Consider the following 19,086-nt stretch of genomic DNA (forward strand, 5'->3'; position numbering starts at 1 on the left):
TTGCGGGCAATACGACCAAAGGCACGATTGCCAATGTCAACGGAACTTTCGGTTACAGATTTGCCGCGGACAACGGAACGAAGAACAAAATGTCGTTCGACAACTACACTATCGAAGCGGACGAGAGCGGCGTAAAACAGCACAAGACCAAGTTCGACGATTTGCAGACGGCGGACGTAGAAACGCCTATGTACATCATGCCGCGCGGCATGGCGATCGACAAAGAATCGCTTGCGCAAACGCCGAAAATGGTGCTCACGGGCATTATCAAACATCTTGACGAATACCGCAAAGACGCTATCGTCACCGTGGAAATGGCGGGTATCAACGGCGACTTGACCGCGATAATCCGCAACTTCGCGGGCTACAATACCGGCGACAAGATTAAACTTGCCGTAAATCCTCACGCGGTCGTCGTCGGCGAATACGAAAGCGTTGCCGCTGTCGTAACGAGCGAAGCCGCGCAGAACGAGGGCGAAGTACGTCGCAAAGAAATAGAAGCGGCGCGCGCGAAAGAAAAAGAACTCGAAGCCGCCGCGAAACAGCCCGCCAAACCCAAAAAGGAACAGGCGGCGACTACTGCGGAACCTGCGGAAAAAGCGGAAGCGGCTAAAAAGCCTGCGGCAAAAGCAAAGCCCGCGGCGCGCACGACTGCCGTAAAACGCCCCACCGCTAAAAAGAAATAATACGTTTCTTTAAATAAAATTTAATTAAAAACAATAAAACCCCGAATTTGTCACGCGACATGTTCGGGGTTTTATGTTATGCGAAAAGGCGATACGCGTATTACTTTAATTGCTAAAATATCGCTATTGCGTTTGAGCGCGATGCGACTAAATAAACGCAACATAAAAACCGCACATATTACAGTGCGGTTAAAATGTCGATTATTTCTTTTTGAGTTCGTAACCAGTTTTGCTGTCGAGCACTGCGTAACCGAGTGCGTCGAGCTTGTTGCGGAGTTCGTCCGACGTTGCCCAGTCCTTGTTTTGCCGTGCCGCAAAACGTTGTTCGGCAATCTGTTTCACTTCGTCGGGCGCTTCTACGGTCGGCGCGGCGCTAACGTGCGGCACATGCAGGTCGAGCCCGAGCACTGCGTTAAGAACTTCCGCCGCGTCGTAAATTTCTCGGCAGGCGGGGAGCTTTGCCATTGTCCACAGTTCGCCGAGCGCGAGCGGGTAGTTGAGATCGTCGTACACGGCGGCAATGACGGCGGCTTTTTGCTCCGCTACTTTTTGCGCAGTGTTGTTATCGGCGTGCGGCGCGGTTTTGCACGCGCTTATAAGTCCGCACAGCCTGTTGTAAGCGGTCGCCGCTCCCGACAGCCCGTCGAAAGTGAAATTGAGTTTGTTGCGATAGTGCGTGTTTAGGCAGAAATAGCGGAACGCGAGCGGGGAATATCCGCGCGCGATTAAGTCGTCCACGGTGTAAACGTTGCCGAGCGACTTGCTCATTTTTCCGCCGTCCACGAGCATAAATTCGCCGTGCATCCACGTGTTGACTACTTTATGTCCTTCGTATGCTTCCGACTGCGCAATTTCGTTTTCGTGGTGAATGGGAATATGATCGACGCCGCCCGTGTGTATATCGAAGCGTTCGCCCAAAAACTTTTTACTCATGGTCGAGCACTCTATATGCCAACCGGGGTAGCCCATGCCCCAAGGCGATTGCCATTGCATAATGTGGTTCTTTTCGGCTTTTTTCCATAACGCAAAGTCGGCGGGGTGACGTTTTTGCGTGTTTACCGCAACGCGCGCGCCCGCGAGCGCGTCCTCTATATTGCAACGCGACAGCTTGCCGTACTCGTCGAACTTGGATATATCGAAATATATTCCGTCGTCCGTTTCGTACCCGTAGCCCTTTTCGCACAGAGTTTTGACAAAGTCAATCATTTCGTCGATATTGTCTGTCGCTTTGGCTATAATTTCGGGTTTGAGTATGTTGAGCCGTTCCAAGTCCTTAAAAAAGACCTCGGAATAAAACGCGGCAATTTGTTCGGGCGATTTATTTTGTTTTTTTGCGGCGGTTTGCATTTTGTCCTCGCCGTCGTCGCCGTCCGATGTGAGATGCCCCACGTCGGTAATGTTCATGACGGACTTGGTTTTGTAGCCCGCAAATTTAAGCGTGCGGCGAAGCTCGTCCATAAATACGTAAGTGCGCAGGTTGCCGATATGCGCGTAATTGTAAACCGTCGGACCGCATGAATACATTGTAACAAGCGGGGGATTGACGGGCGTAAATTCCTCTTTTTTTCTGGTAAGCGTGTTATAAAATTGAAGTTTATCCATATTTACTCCGAACCTTTTGTTGCTGTATCGTTATTATCGGTCGCGCCGAGCGCGCCGTTTTCGGCAATGTCGTTGCACGTCTAATTGTCCGCGCCCAGCCTGCGTTCGAGGTCTGCGACCCGCTGTGCGAGCTTGGTAATATCGTCCTCGACGGGGTCGGGGAGCGACTGACACAGACTGTCGACGCACACGTCCTCTACGCGCTTGCCGGCAATGCGCACTATGCGCCCCGGCACTCCCACGACCGTGGCGTGCGGCGGCACTTCGTTAAGCACTATCGAGCCTGCGCCTATCTTTGCGCCCTCTCCGACGGTGAACGGTCCCAAAACTTTCGCGCCCGAACTAATCATGACGTTGTCGCCGATAGTGGGGTGGCGTTTGCCTTTGTCTTTGCCCGTGCCGCCGAGCGTAACGCCCTGATAAATAACGACGTTGTTTCCCACAACCGCCGTTTCGCCTATAACTACTCCGGAACCGTGGTCAATAAACACCCCGTGCCCGATAGTAGCTCCCGGGTGTATTTCTATGCCCGTAAAAAAGCGGGTGAGCGCGGAAAGAATACGCGCAAGCAGAAAATATCTGTGCACGTGCAAAAAGTGGAAAAATCGGTACATCAAAAGCGCATGGAACCCGCTGGAACACAGCGCCGCTTCAAACTTGTTTCTCGTGGCGGGATCGTGCAGCATAACGGCATTTAAATCCCGCCTTACGGCTGAAAAGGCTTTTACGGACTTCATACGCTCTCCGTAAGATGATGTCGGGGCTAAAATCCCGAAAATAAAACGCCGCACGCAAACAAAACGTAATGCGGGCAGGCGTTTACAAAACTACAATACCGAGCGTTTATTCAACGCCGTTGAGGAAGTTGATAGCCGCTTCGAGTTTTTTCTCGCCCTTTTGCACTTCTTTTTCGTTGAGTTGAAGTTGTTTGGCAATAGACTCGTCGAGCTCGGCAATCATGCGATTGAGTTCCGCCGTACCCTTATCGGTTATTTTATAATGCACGGAACGCATGTCGCGTTCGACGCGCATTTTTTCTATAAGCCCCTCCGCAATCATGTTGCGGGCGAGGATAGTGAGGTTGGGTTTGGCGATACAAAGCTCGTTTACAAGCTCTTTGGGGGAAAGAACCTCGTTGCGAACGAGGTACAGTAAGCGCATTTTTTGGGAAATAATAGCGCCGTTATCGCAATTTTTACAAAGTTTTCTCGTGGATACGTTTATTGTAAGGATTTGTTCGGCAAGCATGATAATCTCCTATAAAACGATATAACAGGATTCTACCACATTATATGTATAATTGTCAAACAAATTCACGACTTTTTTCAAATTGCGGTCGGCGCGACGGGCGGTTATGACGGTATTAGGCTGTCGCTCGCGTTCATCAACTGTTAGCAATGTTTATATGCGACTGCTAATTTTTTCATATATTGCCTTATATGTTATTGACAAATATGTCGATATATTGTATTATATACTCGTATTATTGCTACAAGAGGTGTTTTATGCCCATTTCCGATGAAGTCATCGAACTTGCGCCGGTAAAAAAAACCAAGAAAAAACTTATAGTCGTGTTCGTGGCGATGGGCGTATTGCTCGCGCTTGCAGTCACGTTCTTGGTAATGTATTTGATAAAGCCGAGCGTCGAAAAGGACAATTCGGTCGTTAAGGACGTTACGATCGAAAGCACGGGGCTGTTCAGCATGAACGGAACGGACTATTACGCTTCGATCGGGAATGAGTACACCGTTTACGCGGATATTACCGTGGAAAACGGCGCAAGCCCCAATATTGCTTGGGAGGTAACGCCGCGCGAAGCCGTTACGGAAATAAAGAGCAGTAGCGGCGACGGCGAGCGCGCATATTTTACGTTTGTGCCTAATGTCGGGCATCACAATAAAGATGTTTCCATAAAAGCGCGTTCTGCGTCCAATACGTCCAAATATAAAGAAGTAAAGTTCAAAGTAGTTAATCAAGGCGCGGAATCAATCAAATTAACCGACTTTTATGCGCAGGGAAACAGCGCTAATAAAGAGCAGATTAAAAACGACGAAATTCGCATCCCGCATTATGTTGCGGACGTAAACAACAGAACTTATACGGTGCTGTTCGATCAGTACGGCAAGTATAACGAATCGACGGGCGAGTACGCCAAAATGTCCATAACCAAGACTGCGGACGGTTTGGAATCCAACGCCGTAACGGTTACTTCCGACAATACGTCCGTCGTTGCCGTGTCCGGTTCTTCGCACGAGGGTTTTATGTTCCGCGCGCGCGGCAAGGGCGTTGCCAACATAAAGATTAAAGCCAACATCAACAACCCTGACGCGCCGCAGAACGTAGAAAAAACGCTTAAAATAAACGTTCAGAGCAGTACCGAGCTGGGTTACATAGAAAAGATATATCTGTTTAATACCGCTGTGGTTGACGGCGATTTTATAGAGAGCGTTCTCGATAAAACGCGCACGCAACTGGACGTAGCCGCGCTTACGGAACTCGTTAAAAACGATCCCGATCTCGTTATGGATCCCAAGGAAATAACGTTCCCGTATAACACGACTTACGACGATATTTTCTCGCACGTACTTATCAGCCCCATAACGATACAGTACGACAGCGCCGCAAAAACCATTAAGAATAACTGGTATAAATCGCTGTCCGTAAAATCGTCCAACGATCAAGCTATGAAAGTCACTACCGATAAAAACGGCGCGGTTTCGCTTGCGGCGACGGGGCTTGCGAGTACGGCGCAGTCGGCGACGACTTGCAAACTTACTTTTTCGGACACGACCGCGGGCAACATCAAGGTCGATAACGAAGTGAACGTAAGAGTAGTTGCGCAGAACGAGAGCGGCAAATTGAGCGTTAAGGTCGGAACGTCCGATTTTGCGGAAGATGCCGTCGCGCCCGTTGCGTCCAACGTATCGGCGACCTTGTCCGCCATATACAATATAAGAATGTCCGGCAAAACGGACGTAAACGAAGTAGTCGATAAAAAGTATCTTACGGGTACTTATATGCTCGACTTCGATCCCGCGATTATGGAAGTGCGCGTTGCGGGAAGCACGGGCGCGTCGCTTACTCCCAATAAGGTGTACGAACTTACGTCCGAAGCCATGAAGATTGAGCGAAAGGGCGCAGACACTTCGTCTATTACCAATTTCGAGGGCACGGTCAAGTTCACCGTCAAAATTAAAGACGGCGTTAAAGACGGTACGTATACGCTTAAATTTATTAAGGTCGGCACGTCCGTAAGCGGCGGCGAGGACTGGAACGGCAAAGACAAGAGCGACCGCACGTGGGAAAAAACCGCGTCGTTCGAGGTTACGGCAAAAGCTACCAAAGCGTTTTTTATAGACACGGAAGACGCAACTGCGCTTGTAACCAAAAACAATGCGTTTGCGGGTAAGTTTGTGCCGAGCGCGGGCGAAAACCCGACAAGCGCGACTGTGTACGTTCAGAACCAACAGCAGGGCACGACGTGGAACAAGGAAAACTTTTTCAATATAGCGGAACTTGTAACGACGGACGTCACGAGGTTTAAGACGCAAGTTAAAATAGTTACTTACAATCAAAACGTGTTCAGCGCGACCGGTAACGTTTTGACTTTCCGCGGTCTTGCGCCCGACGACGCATCCTTGCCGTGTGCGGAATTCGATATTTCGGTTTTCGATATCGAGAATAAAGAAATAGGCGTTCTCAAAGTAAAAGTTTACGTTATCGACGCGATTACTGCGTTTGAAGAAATCGGCGAACAGTCCGTCGAATACGATAAAGACAATAAAAAGGGCACGGGACTGGCTTACGCAGATCTTGTAAAAGTCAAGCGCACGCTTAATACAAAATTCGAGACGTACAACAACTATACGATTAACTTGTATTTCGGGCATATAAGCGAAGATACGAAACTCGTCCCCGAAGAAGACACCGTAAACAAGATAACTTACTATAAGCATAACGGCGTGCGGCTTTATCAAATCCAATCGTTCGTTATTAAACCCGTAACCGATCTTTACGCTTACAGCTATAACAATAAAGTGAATGTCGCCGATTTGCGCGTCGAGTTCTCCGTAAACGAAAAAGACTTTTACCATGTGGAAGGCGGCGATTCGTCGGTGTTGGTTACAAGCGTTATGACTTGTAAGTTTATGCGGCTTGCGGACGGCGTTGCGGCGTTTACGAGTAGCGATTACAGCGAGCAATCGCGCATAAAAGATAACAAGTACAGCGTAAACCAAGGATCGCAAGTCGATATATACGTTTCTTCCACCGTCGAAATAACAAACAACGAAAGCGATAAAGAAATCGTTTACGTTATGCGATACAACGACGGCGCGTTTGCCGTTAAATCGTATATTCAAATACCCACAGGCATAAGCGCGACGGGCGACGCCGCAGGAAAAGGCGATAATACGTTCTACACCGTGCGTTTTGAAGCGCCGCGTATTTCGTCGGGTTCGACGACGGGCGAGGACAATTATAATCTTACATTGTTCTGCGGTTCTACTCCGACGACGGTGGTGCTTACCGTGCAAAATCTCGCGCGCAGTATTGTGAGCGTGGGCGTGTACGAAGATATGCATTGCACCAACGACATTTCAAGTTCGGTTTTGGAATTCGGTAAATACATAGGCAAGAGCGGCGTGTACAGCAAAACAGTTTACGTCAAGATCGTGTATGAGGCTGTTCCCGCATCGGACGCTCACGCCACTCAAAGCACTTCTTGGCAGTATTACGAAGCGGCTGTATTGACATTGCCCGATTATTTGACTGCGTCCGGTTCGGGCGTTGCGGGCAAGAACAACGGCGTATATCATCTTGCTCCGACCGATTCCGATATTTATAACGCAGCTTACGGCGTGGGCGGCGCGGTTATAACTTGCGAAATCAAACTTAAAACAACCGCGAGCGAACACGATTCCGATTATTTGACTATTCACCGCGCCAACAAGATAGACGAGCAACTTATCAAGCAAAGCGTAAAAGTCGGTACGGGCTTGGCTAACATAACCGTAAGCGACGACAACGGACACGGTTGTATCATAAATGCGGGTAATGCGGGTACGGTCGAATATACGTTCGAGCTTAAAAACAACGGCGCGACGCAACCGTCGTACAAACTCAATCTTAATTACGGCGCGTTGACTGCGTCCGAATATCCCGGCATTGCGTACAACAACAAGAGCGAAACGGAATTTACGTTGACGTACACAGCGATAAACGGGCTTACCGTTTCCGATTTTTCGCATGGCGACAATCCTTATATTTTGATAGGTATTGCGTCCGACGTTAAGACGTTGATCGGAACTTACAGTTTTGTTTTCACCGATAAATCGGGCAGGGCGTCGAGCGGCAATACGTTTACGCTCAATGTCAAGATTACCGTCACTATGGATATATTCGCGCTCGACTTCGGCGACGCGGGCAGCGAGTACAGAATTAAAACGACGGGTAACCAGGGCGGAGCCGTTTCCGACGTTGCGTCGTTGCCGATAACCGTTTTGTATAACGGCGGCGATACGACCGTTCAGCCGACGGCGCAGATAATCAAAAACAACAACGTTGCGGACATTGTTACCAAGACCGCCGACGGCAGTTATATCGAATATACGGGCGGCGATATTTACATCCGTCGCAGCGGCACGGACGGCGAGGGATATACGCTGTACGTCAAAAACAGCATAATTACCGCCGCAGACTATTACGTGCGCTTAAAATACGGCGATATAACGCCCGTTTACAGAGCTATCAAGATTGAAACCAACTCGCACACGCTGTATTTGGCGGACGATAATAATGTTTCTGTAACCGAAACGGGCGGCGAGAAATCGGCGGTTGTGTCCGTGTCGCAAGATAATGTTGCGTTCAAACTTGCCGCGGTCGTCAAAAACGACGGCACGCAAGAGGTTGCTGCGGGAAAAAACGTTACATACGCTATCTATACCGATAAAACGTTTAATACGGTTGCGTCGGACGTAACGTTCGATTCGACGAGCGGCGAAATAAAAATCAATCCGTCCGCCGTGACGAATACGGTATACTATAAGGCGAGCTATACCGACGTGGGCGGTAAAGGCGATACGCAGGAAATTGTAATCAAGTTTACTTATCGCGTCGAAATTTCGTCCGTACAGCTCCAAGGCTTGGACGGCAACACGTTTGCCGCGGACGACAAACTTATTACGCTTTATATAGGCGGCAATAAATATACCGAACTCGATTTGTCGAGCTACATCAAACCTATAAACGTATTCGGCAAGGATTTCGGCAATGCCGTTACCAATTCGGTGCGGCTTGCAAATCAGAGCGACGCGAGCAAACTCATCGTAAACGGCTTAAAGCTCATACCCGAATCGCTTACGGGCACGGCGGGCGTTCCGATTATAATCACTTCGCAGTATTTCGGATCGGAAAAGGAATACCGTTGCAACGTCGCGGTCAAGTCCATAACCTCGCTTGCGCTTACGACAGTTAGCGGTAAGATTAACGTTGCGGACGAAGATTCGTCCGTGACCGTATCGTCCAACGTAAAGGATTATGCGGGCTTCGTGGTCGAGTACACCTTGACGTCCGATAAGACGGGGCTTGACATAACGAGCGCGGGCTACGAAAAGACGGTTGCGCTTTCAACGCGTTCGGCGGCGAGCCTCGGCACGTACACGCTTACGGCTACTGTCAAATATAAACTCGCAAGCGGATCGAGCCTTACTTTGAGCGGCGGCGAATTTATGTTCGAAGCGATTTACTCTTTGACGGTAGATTGCGATTACGCGCCGCAATTCGGTTTGGTGTACAACTCTGCCGAAACCGTACTGCCTTACGATACGACCGACGCGACAAAACACACCGTTAAAGACGCATCGAAGTATGCTGTTAATGTTATCGGCGCGACGCACGGCGACGCGAACGCGCGTTATTCCGCGTCGGCGACCAATGTTATCACCGTCGGCACGTTTACGGGCGATAGCGGCGCGGTTACGATAAACGACAATGAAAGCGGCGAATTTAACGTGACGCTTACCGCGGTCGTTTACGGCAAGACGTTTACAGTCACTCAAAAATACTTCTTCTCTTACGGCGCGGACGCTTCGGCTAAACTGTACGGCAAAGTTGACGGACAGGAATATACCGAGCTTACGGCGAGCGACGGACAGCCCGTTATCAATCAGAATATCGATTTCGTAAACGGCAAGCCGTACACGTTTAAGTACGAAATATCCGACGTGGATATTGCCAACAGCGTTGTAGATATTATCGTAAACGGCAACGTGACCGTCGGCGAAATGGTTAAAGCCAACGGAAAATGCTATGTCGAAATAACCGCCGATAAGGAAACGACTTTGCAGGTCGGCGGCATAGTAAAAGTGGGCACGCGCACCGTGTATACGGAGAGCTTTACCGTAAGGCTTACGGCAACCGCGCCCGTGTTCGAGATAACCGCTTCGCGCGACAAAATACTTCCCGCCGAAACTGCTACGTTTACCGCGGGCGTAAAGAACAACGGTTTTGCCGGAAACATCGCGGTGCAATATTCGATAATTTCAGGCGGGAACATGGCGATAAATTCCGCGAGCGGCGTTTTAACCGCAGGCAGCAATATTACGGTGAATACGCTTGTTACCGTGCGCGCGACGATAACCGTAACAGACAGCGTATTTAACGGCGTATATACAGTTGAAAAATCGATAATTGTTCTCGGCGTTCCGCTCCCGACGGTAGCTTGGAGCAATCCAACCGTCGATATAGAAATCGGCACGGACGGCGCGATTGAATTTGTTGCTGATACCGATTACATTTTCGACGGACATAAAGTCTTGTCCGACGGTATTACTTACGACTATGTTGCTAACTATGCGATTACTGTATCGTCCGCGTCGGGCTTGACGGCAAACGATTACAAACTTACAAACGGCAAGCTCGAAATTATAGGCACAAACACGACGTTGGCGGGCGGAAAAATTACGCTGTGCTTGACCGCAACGGTCACGAGCGACGTAAATAAAGGCGCTATCGCTACCGATTATATCGACGTTGTTATCGCGCCGCAAGCGCGCAGCGTTGCGGGGGCGACTGTGTCCAACGGCGTAGGAGTTTACGACGTGCGCGACGCGGTTAAACCCAATACGACGAGCACAACGGGGCATTTTATAGCCGATAGCGAGGCAAACGATTACACCGTGACTTCGGTCGTTGTCGTCAACGACGCCGACAAACAGTTTGTTCAAGCGAGCGGCGCGCGGCTTGCGGTTGTGCGCAACATTACGGAGCTTGGCAAAACCATAGATTTGGACGTTACTATCGTCATGACGAAAGGCGTGTATGCGGGTAAAGAAATGACCTGTCGCACAAGCGTCGCCGTGGTCAATCCCACTGTTACAAACTCCGCCGCGACGTGGAACGGCGATTTGCTCGCATATAATCAAGTAACAGTCAAGGACTGCATTAACATTGCGGAAGTTGCGGACGGAGTAGCGGTAACGCGCATTGCGGTAACCGCAATAGAGGAAGATCAAGCCTCGGCGTTCACCGTTATAAACAACAATACCGTCAATCCCGTGATTACGGTTGATCGCGCGTTCAATACGAGCATAGGCGCGGACGGATCTGACAGCGCGATAAAAGTCGCTTACGTGATAACGCTATCCAACGGCAGAGTGTACTACGGCGAAGGTCAGATTTCCGTTGCCGACGTGAGAGTGGACGTAACGGCGAAAGTGGGCGAGCAAAATATCGCGCTTAACAAAGACTTTGCGGATAACGACATTACGAGCGTACTCATAAACGCAGGCGAGGCAGCCGCGCTCGCGACTTCGGCATCTAACGGGTTCGACGTGCGCGTTAAGTCCGTGGAAATAACCGACGAGCAAGGATTGACGACCGACTATCTTACAGGTCTTGCTAACGGCGACAGCGCAATATTTACCGCTGCGGTCATTAGCTCCGACAAGACGTGCAACGTAACCGTCAAAACGGACGTTTGCGGTACAGAATATATTATCAAATTCAAGGTTAATATCGTTGCGCCCGCAACGTCCTCGGCTTACGACGTCGGCAATACCGAAAATACCGACTTTGCGGTCGGCGAGGGCGGCGAGGTTATTTCCAAATGGGCAAACAACGGCGGATCGGCGTATAAGTACGGATATTCGGTTACTATTACCGCGCCTGCGGGAAATCTGTCCGATTATCTTGCGTCGGCAACGTTGCATTTGACCGAAGGCGGCGCGACGCTCGACACTCTTAACCTTAACGGTCAGTCTGATACGCTGTACTTTAACAACGCAAACGGCAGCAGTCATTCGCATAACGTCAACACTTCCAACTTTGTGTTGAAACTTGTGTTCAAAACGACTGCCGCAGTCAAGCGTTGCAATATAGAAGCGACTTACCGCGCATATAATAAATCGTCGCTCGGCAGTGCGCAGAACTTTACGGGCTGGTACCGTTTTGAAGTAGTGGGCAAAGTTACCGTTACTCTCGATACCAATGCGCACGGCGACGACAGCGCGACTTGCGATAAATCGACGGTTGACGTCAATTATAAAGGACTTTACGGCAACTTGCCGGTAGCGAGCAGAACGGGTTATGACTTCCTCGGTTGGTACACCGCGGCGGTAGGCGGCGACAAGATAGTGTTTGTGACAGGAGAATCGGGCAACACTATGGTTACTAACCGCGAAAGCCATACGCTGTACGCGCACTGGGCGGAAAAAACGTACACAGTCGCGCTCGACGCTAACGCGGACGGCGACAGCGTAACAGACAGCGCGGCTTCGGTAACGGTCAAGTTTGGCGGCACGTATTCGACACTGCCCAAAAATCCCAAGCGCGTCGGATATGAATTCCTCGGCTGGTTTACCGCGGCAAACGGCGGCGACAGAGTGGACGGCGGCGACGAAGTTACCGCAATGCCTCATACTCGACTTTATGCGCACTGGACGCCCGTAATCTATACGGTGACGCTTAACGCCAACGGCGGCAGTATCGCGGGGCTTGACTCTTTTGAGTTTAACGTGCCGTTCGGAACAGAGTTTACCCGCCATGTAAGCGTTATGCCTACGCGCGACGGATACACATTTAACGGTTGGCGCACTGCGGCGAGCGGCGGCGACAGCGTTGGCGCGAGCATAACCGTAACGGGCAACACCGTTATTTATGCCGATTGGTCGGTTATCCCGCAAAAGACGGTCGAGGTAACGTTCGATACGCACGTCGTCGGCATGACTGTCGCGGGCAAAACCGTTAATTACGGCGGAACTTACGGCGAACTCCCGACGGCGGGCGAACGCGCAGGCTATACGTTCCTCGGCTGGTTCACCGCCCAAACCGACGGCGAGCTTGTTACCGAAAATACGATAGTTCCCGACGTTACGTCCGTAGAACTGCATGCGCATTGGCAAGTAAACGTCTATACCGTTACGTTTAACGCCGCCGGCGGCGATATTGCGGGCGTCGAAACAATCGCGTTGAACGTTGCATATAACGAGGCTGTTACGCTGTTTAATCCCGTCAAGGCGGGCTACGTGTTCGACGGGTGGTTCGATGCGGACGATAATAAAGTCGGCATGGGCGGCGACGCTTATACCGTTACGGACGACGTAACGCTTACGGCAAAGTGGTCGCAATATTCGGTGTCGTTCGACCTCAATTATGACGGCGCGGCCGAAACGATAGACGACAAGATTTATGCTGTCGGAGCTAAATACGGCGCGGATTTGCCTGTGCCTACGTCCGCAAGGGACGGTTTCGAGTTTAAAGGCTGGTGCACGGACAAGAACAATGCGGCAGCGACTGCCGTCACCGCGGACGACGTTGTGGAAGGCAACGTCACGCTGTACGCCGTGTGGGAAGCCGTAACGGTCGAGCCTTAACAAACGGACTTACAAATAAATTCCTAAAAGAGGATAGGTTTACCATGGATAAATTTTTCACTGTGGATATTTGCGGCAGAGAGGAACATTTGCCGATTCTTCCGTTGCCGTCGGGAATAAATATCGCGTTTTTCAATCTACACGGCAACGTCGAGCTTACCGAACATTGCGCAAAGCACATAGCCGAACGCATTAAGAAGTATAACCCCGATGTGCTTATTACGGCAGAAAGCAAGGGCTTACAGCTCACTCATTGCGTGGCGCGGGACTTTGGACATAAGATGTACGCCGTTGCGCGCAAAAGCAAAAAGCTGTATATGCAGGACGGAATAGAGGTCGAGGCTAAAACGATTACGACGGGCGAGGTGCAACATTTATACTTATCGGCGCACGACGTGGATTTAATCAATGGCAAGACCGTCGCAATCGTAGACGACGTTATAAGCACGGGCGCGGCAAACGCGGCGCTCGAACAGCTTGTTGCGACGGCGGGCGGCAAGGTTGTGTGCCGCGCGTTCGTGCTTGCGGAGGGCGACGCAAAAGATCGCGACGGCATAGAATATCTTGCGAGTATTCCGTTGCTGTAATAACTTTTAAACGACGCAAAGGTTGTCAATATTTGCGCCTCAATAATTTATGCAACAAAAAATCCGTCGTTTGTTTCGGCGGATTTTTTATATTAGCTGTAATCAGTCACAGCAAGTGTCGCAACCGCAGTTATGGCAGAGCGGCGAGAATTGCTGTTTCGCTTCCGAAATTTTTTGCTCGCTCGCTTGCTCGGTCTGATACATGCCGCGTTTTTGCATAAACTCGAACGCTTTGTATTGATCGGCGGCGGCTTCGTCGAGGTTTTCGCGTAGCAGGTTGCGGAACGGTTCTTCCGACGCTTCGCACAACGCCGTGGAGTAAAGTTTGACGATTTGTTTTTCCGAACCGAGTACGTCCGAAATTATTTCGTAATCGTCGAGTTCGCAACGCTCGCGCGCCGACGGCTTGTCCGTGGTATACCATTCGTCAATGGTCGCCGCGGTTTCGTCGCTGGGGTCGTAATCGTCGGTCACGTTGTAATCTACGTCGTTGCGCGGATTGCAGTTGCGACCGTCGCAATCGTACTCTTCCGAAAATTCTTCCGACGTTTCGGTATCGTAAGGAATTCCGTATTCCTCGGCGGTTTCCGTCTGATAGTCCGAGGAGTCCTCGTAATTGTCCGATTCGTATAAATCGGTGGCGCCGTAAGCGCCGTCGAAACTATTGTAGTCGTCGGTTGCGGCTTGTTCCTTTTGCGGATCGAACTCCTCCGAATTTTCCGCGTCTACGCCGAGCGGGTATTCCACGGGCGGCACAAGAAGTCCGTCGGGATTGTTTACGCCCGTTTCGACAATAAAGTCGCTTGCAAATTCGGGCGAACGGTCGGTGCGGTAGTTGCAATCGGCGGGATCGCAGTCCGCGTTGTTGCGATAGTTGTTGTTATTGTAATCCATAATCGAATCTCCTTTAATTCTTGTCGAGGTAGGTCAAAAGCGTTTCGTAACGCTGTCTGTGACCGTTGGCGAGGTTGCCGAGCGCACACCGCAAGTCCTCGTTATCCGTTTCGGATACGTAGTTGCAGCATTTTTTGTAGGCGAGTTTTTCGCTTCTGCAAAGCTCGCTCAATTCGTTGAGGCTTTTTGTTGTCATGGAAATCTCCTTGATTTATTAGTGAGTTTAATATGCGCGGTATTGCGCCGTTTTATTCGCGCGCACACGGTTGTCGCAAAGTATAGGCAACAAAAACTTGCAATCGGCGCATATTAGTGTTACAATAATCGTGTATGGGCAAAATAACCGACATAACGAAGCAAAAGCGCAACAAGACGCGCGTCAATATATTTATCGACGGCGAGTTTGTTTGCGGACTGGACGAAGTCGCGGTAGCTTCGGCACGGTTTAAAATCGGCGACGAAATTTCCGCCGACGAGTTTAAAAACCTTGTTAAAAAAAGCGAGCTTAACTCGGCGTTCGAGCGCGCCGTGGGATACCTCGGACTTGCGCCGCGCGCGCGTAAGGAAATATCGCGCTATCTTAAAGACAAGGGTTACGACGGCGAAGTGATTGACGCGACGCTCGCCAAGCTCGACGCTTATCACTACATAGACGATTACGGCTATGCGCAGACCTATATAAAATCAAAATCGAAAAAATACGGCGCATTCCGCATAGCCGCCGAACTTCGGCAAAAGGGCATACCGTCCGATATAATCGACGAACTGCTGGACGAGGGCGCGGACGATTCGGCATTACTGGTCGCGCGCAAATATTTGAGTTCGCACAAATCCGCGGACAAGCAAAAGCTAAAACGGTTTTTGGCGGGGCGCGGGTATTCGTGGGACGGCATATCGTCGGCGGTGGCTGCGCTTTCGCAAGAGGGCGCGTTCGACAATATCGACGACGACAAAACGGAAGAAACGGAAGATTACGACTAATCGGAGGAAAATGATATGAACGGAAATTTCGTACTGCCGCAAGGCATTAGGATAGGACACGCCGACGACGGGTATACGGGCGTGACTTGCATACTCACAGATAAGGCTGTGGGCGGCGTGTCGGTGCGCGGCGGCGCGCCCGGTACGCGGGAAACGGACATGCTCCGCGCCGAAAAGTCGCAGGGTTTTGTGGACGCGGTGGTGTTGTCGGGCGGTTCTGCATACGGCTTGGAAGCGGCTTGCGGCGTAACGGAGTTCTTGCGCGAGCGCGGCGTGGGATTTTCTGTGGGTGACAAGGTTGTGCCGCTCGTCGCACAAGCGATACTTTTCGACTTGAACGACCCCGAAAAATACCGCTATCCCGACAAGGCAATGGGCTATAAGGCGGCGCAGACGGCAAAGCCCGATGGCGTCGAGTTCGGCGCGGTGGGCGCGGGCAAGGGCGCGACCGTGGGTAAAATTTTGGGTTTACAGGCGGCGTGCAAGAGCGGAATAGGCGGCGCGACTGTTTTCTTTAACGACGTGTTTGTGTCCGCTGTCGTGGCGGTAAACGCGTTAGGCGACGTGTACGATCGCAAGACTGGTCAAATCATAGCGGGCGCGCGCACACAAGACGGCAAATTTTTAAACACCGTCGAGTGCATGACTAACGGCGTTTTCGCGGCGCAAATGCGCATGCGCGCGGGAACTAACACGACCATAGGTTGCGTGATGACCAATGCGAAGCTGGACAAAACGCAGGTAAACAAACTGGCGGAAATTTCGCACGACGGACTGGCTATGTCAATCCGACCCGTGCACACCGACGCGGACGGCGATACCATGTTTGCGCTGTCGCAGGGCGACAAATCGGCAGACCTTAATATACTCATGGCGCTCGCGGCGGAGGTCACGGCGCAAGCGACCGAAAACGCGGTTAAGCTATGATAGGCGTAGACATAGCGCGTATTGCGCGCGTCGGAAAAGCCGTCGAGTCCAAGCCGTTCCGCGACAGGGTTTTTACCGCGGAGGAACAGCGGTACTGCGACGGCAAACCCAACCCGTCCGAAAGCTATGCGGGCATATTCTGCGCAAAGGAAGCGGCGGTTAAAGCTATAAAGTGCGGGTTCGGCAAGGGAATAATGCCGACGGATATAGAAATTTCGCACGACGGTAACGGTGCGCCCGTGCTTAATGCGCACGGCGATGCGGAAAAAAAGTTTTTCGGGTATTGCGCGGACGTTTCTATTTCACATGAGGGCGAATATGCGATAGCCGCCGTCATGCTATACAAAAGGACTTAAAAATGAAAAACGTGCTTAAAGCCGAACAAATCCGCGAGGCGGAACGCGTTGCGGAAAATGCGGGACTGGACGAAAAACTGTTGCGCGTCAACGCCGCGCTCGCCGTCGCCGACGACATGCTGGATAGAGTGCAAGACCGGCTCGCGCATACCGCGGTGTTTTGCGGAACGGGCGGCAACGGTTATGACGGACTTTTGGCGGCTTGCCGATTGCACCGCAAGGGCGGCGACGTTACGGCGTATCTTGTGGGCGCTCCCGATAAGTACGAAAAATCGGTTATCGCATACGCGCAAGCCGAGGGCATAGCGGTAAAGCCCGCGTCGGAATACGTCGGCGGCGCGAGCATAATTATAGACGCGATTTTCGGCATAGGCTTAAATCGACCGATAGAAGGTGCGACCGCGGAACTTATAAAAAAGTTGAACGCCGCGGAAAACGCGTTTCGGCTGGCAATAGACATACCGTCGGGACTTAACGCGGATAGCGGCGAAATTATGGGCGTGGCTTTTTGCGCGCACGCAACCGTTTCGTTTTCGTGCTACAAGCTCGGCATGCTGTTCGGCGCGGGTCGCGACGTGTGCGGGCGCATAATAGTGGACGATATAGGAGTTAAAACCTCGTCTAATATAAAGGTTTTCGACGGCGAGGACGTTGCGCCGTTTGTAAGAAAAGCAACCGCGCATAAAGGCACGGCGGGCAGGGTCTTTATTATAGGCGGTTGCGGAACTATGATAGGCGCGCCGCTGATGGCGGGCGCGTCGGCGCATGCGGCGTATCTTAACGGTGCGGGAACCGTTACCGTATGTTTGCCGAGCGTGCATCGCGCGGCGGCTTCCGCGCGCTCGACCATGGCAATGATGAAGTTTTTGCCCGACGACAGTAACGGATTTATCAAGTTCGTTAAGCCCGCGCTCGACGGCGTTTTAAAAACAGCCGCGGCGATAGATATTGGCATAGGCATGGGCGCGACGCCCGACCTTAAAAAGATTTTGCGTTACGTGTGCGAAAACTTTTGCGGCACGCTCGTGATAGACGCCGACGCGCTTAATGCCATAAAAGGCGATTACGCGTTTTTGCGCGACGCTAAATGCGCGATTGCCGTCACTCCGCACGTCGGCGAGTTCGAGCGCATGACGGGGTATTCGGCTACCGTCGAAAACGCCGTTAAACTTGCAAACGAAATTAACGGCACGGTCGTGCTCAAATCCGCGACGACTATTATAACGGACGGGCGCGAAGTAAGACTGAACATATCGGGCACGCCCGCAATGGCAAAGGGCGGCATGGGCGATGTGTTGGGCGGGTGCATAACCGCTCTGTCGTGCGCGTTCGATCTGTTCGATGCGGCGACGATAGCTTGTTACCGCAACGGCGTGGGCGCGGAAAAAGCAGTAAGCTCGTATGCGCAAATGATGCTCACGCCGCGTGACGTGCTTAAATACGCCGATTACGACGAACTTTAATTAACGTGGTATATCGGATTAAACGGCAAACATAAACGCGCCGAGGCGCGTATGTATTTGCGGACGATAGTCGATTATACAAAGCCGAGCGAAATGAGCGTGGCGCGTTCTATCTTGCGCATTGCAATCGCGTCCACTTCGCCGACGCGCGCTTTTAGTCTGCGTTTGTCGAGCGTTCGCATTTGTTCGAGCAGGACGACCGAGTCTTTGGCGAGCCCGAATTCGCCTGCGCGCAGTTCGACGTGGGTGGGGAGCTTTGCTTTGGTAATGCGACTGGTTACGGCGCAAACTATAACGGTGGGCGAAAACTTATTGCCCACGTCGTTCTGTATGATAAGAACGGGACGGACTCCGCCCTGTTCCGATCCGATGACGGGGCTTAAATCCGCGTAATATATTTCTCCGCGCTTGAACAGTGGCACAGTTTTCTCCTTTGGTAAACTACAAGTTCGCCCAGTCGAGGTTGACGGCGGCACATTCGTTAATGCCGTTTTCCCAAAGCTCGCTCTGATCCATAATATGCGCGTCGATTAAATAACGTTTCAACATTTCGGCAATTAGCGCGGGAACGGGAACGTTCCGTCTGTTGGCGTTTGAAGTAAGTACAGTGTTCAATTTTTCGTCCACCTCTATAATATACTTCATGAATTTTCTCCTTTTTGGATTGTTTTATACTGTTTAGTTTGCTTTATTTGCGTTGCGTTATGTACGAAATCCGC

At 51.2% G+C, this 19,086-nt stretch carries 13 protein-coding genes; 6 read left to right on the forward strand and 7 right to left on the reverse strand.

The features are described from left to right. Positions 1-887 precede the first annotated feature (887 nt). The 3 genes from cysS to NFR57_RS00830 all read right to left on the reverse strand — a co-directional run bounded on the left by cysS (position 888) and on the right by NFR57_RS00830 (position 3,536). On the reverse strand, positions 888-2,288 hold the full coding sequence (gene cysS, locus NFR57_RS00820; RefSeq protein WP_251181938.1) for a cysteine--tRNA ligase: 1,401 nt from the start codon (positions 2,286-2,288) through the stop codon (positions 888-890). A gap of 80 nt (positions 2,289-2,368) precedes the next feature. Continuing rightward, complete coding sequence (cysE, locus tag NFR57_RS00825) at positions 2,369-3,025, reverse strand: serine O-acetyltransferase (RefSeq protein WP_251181939.1); 657 nt, start codon at positions 3,023-3,025, stop codon at positions 2,369-2,371. Between the two features lie 106 nt (positions 3,026-3,131). Continuing rightward, positions 3,132-3,536 carry a MarR family winged helix-turn-helix transcriptional regulator gene (locus tag NFR57_RS00830; RefSeq protein WP_251181940.1) on the reverse strand — a complete coding sequence of 135 codons (405 nt, stop codon included), beginning with the start codon at positions 3,534-3,536 and terminating at the stop codon, positions 3,132-3,134. A gap of 257 nt (positions 3,537-3,793) precedes the next feature. Between NFR57_RS00830 and NFR57_RS00835 the strand changes: the two genes are divergently transcribed. Both NFR57_RS00835 and NFR57_RS00840 read left to right on the forward strand, forming a co-directional pair. After that, complete coding sequence (locus tag NFR57_RS00835) at positions 3,794-13,159, forward strand: InlB B-repeat-containing protein (RefSeq protein ID WP_251181941.1); 9,366 nt, start codon at positions 3,794-3,796, stop codon at positions 13,157-13,159. A 44-nt stretch (positions 13,160-13,203) separates the two neighbouring features. After that, the gene (locus NFR57_RS00840) at positions 13,204-13,746 is read left to right on the forward strand and encodes a phosphoribosyltransferase family protein (protein WP_251181942.1); all 543 of its coding nucleotides are present in this window, start codon (positions 13,204-13,206) and stop codon (positions 13,744-13,746) included. A gap of 102 nt (positions 13,747-13,848) precedes the next feature. On the opposite strand, the gene NFR57_RS00845 is transcribed toward NFR57_RS00840, so the two are convergent. Both NFR57_RS00845 and NFR57_RS00850 read right to left on the reverse strand, forming a co-directional pair. Next, the gene (locus NFR57_RS00845; protein WP_251181943.1) at positions 13,849-14,640 is read right to left on the reverse strand and encodes a spore coat protein; all 792 of its coding nucleotides are present in this window, start codon (positions 14,638-14,640) and stop codon (positions 13,849-13,851) included. A 13-nt stretch (positions 14,641-14,653) separates the two neighbouring features. Further along, positions 14,654-14,836: a hypothetical protein gene (locus NFR57_RS00850; RefSeq protein WP_251181944.1), complete on the reverse strand. Its 183-nt coding sequence runs from the start codon at positions 14,834-14,836 to the stop codon at positions 14,654-14,656. Between the two features lie 134 nt (positions 14,837-14,970). Between NFR57_RS00850 and NFR57_RS00855 the strand changes: the two genes are divergently transcribed. The 4 genes from NFR57_RS00855 to NFR57_RS00870 are packed head-to-tail and all read left to right on the forward strand — an operon-like array spanning position 14,971 to position 18,367. Then, positions 14,971-15,621, forward strand: coding sequence for a regulatory protein RecX (locus tag NFR57_RS00855; RefSeq protein ID WP_251181945.1), 651 nt, complete (start codon positions 14,971-14,973; stop codon positions 15,619-15,621). A gap of 15 nt (positions 15,622-15,636) precedes the next feature. Beyond that, on the forward strand, positions 15,637-16,548 hold the full coding sequence (locus NFR57_RS00860) for a P1 family peptidase (protein ID WP_251181946.1): 912 nt from the start codon (positions 15,637-15,639) through the stop codon (positions 16,546-16,548). Further along, a complete protein-coding gene (gene acpS / locus NFR57_RS00865; RefSeq protein WP_251181947.1) occupies positions 16,545-16,904 on the forward strand; it encodes a holo-ACP synthase in 360 nt (119 codons plus the stop codon). Before NFR57_RS00860 ends, acpS begins: the two co-directional genes overlap by 4 nt. A 2-nt stretch (positions 16,905-16,906) precedes the next feature. Then, positions 16,907-18,367, forward strand: coding sequence for an NAD(P)H-hydrate dehydratase (locus tag NFR57_RS00870; RefSeq protein WP_251181948.1), 1,461 nt, complete (start codon positions 16,907-16,909; stop codon positions 18,365-18,367). A 74-nt stretch (positions 18,368-18,441) separates the two neighbouring features. Here NFR57_RS00870 and NFR57_RS00875 read toward each other — a convergent pair whose 3' ends face one another. Beyond that, a complete protein-coding gene (locus NFR57_RS00875) occupies positions 18,442-18,783 on the reverse strand; it encodes a type II toxin-antitoxin system PemK/MazF family toxin (RefSeq protein WP_251182074.1) in 342 nt (113 codons plus the stop codon). Between the two features lie 25 nt (positions 18,784-18,808). Beyond that, positions 18,809-19,012, reverse strand: a complete 204-nt coding sequence (locus NFR57_RS00880) for a hypothetical protein (protein WP_251181949.1) — start codon at positions 19,010-19,012, stop codon at positions 18,809-18,811. Between the last annotated feature and the right edge of the window lie 74 nt (positions 19,013-19,086).

The sequence above is a fragment of the Anaerocaecibacter muris genome, assembly GCF_943192945.1.
Lineage (GTDB): Bacteria > Bacillota > Clostridia > Christensenellales > Pumilibacteraceae > Anaerocaecibacter > Anaerocaecibacter muris.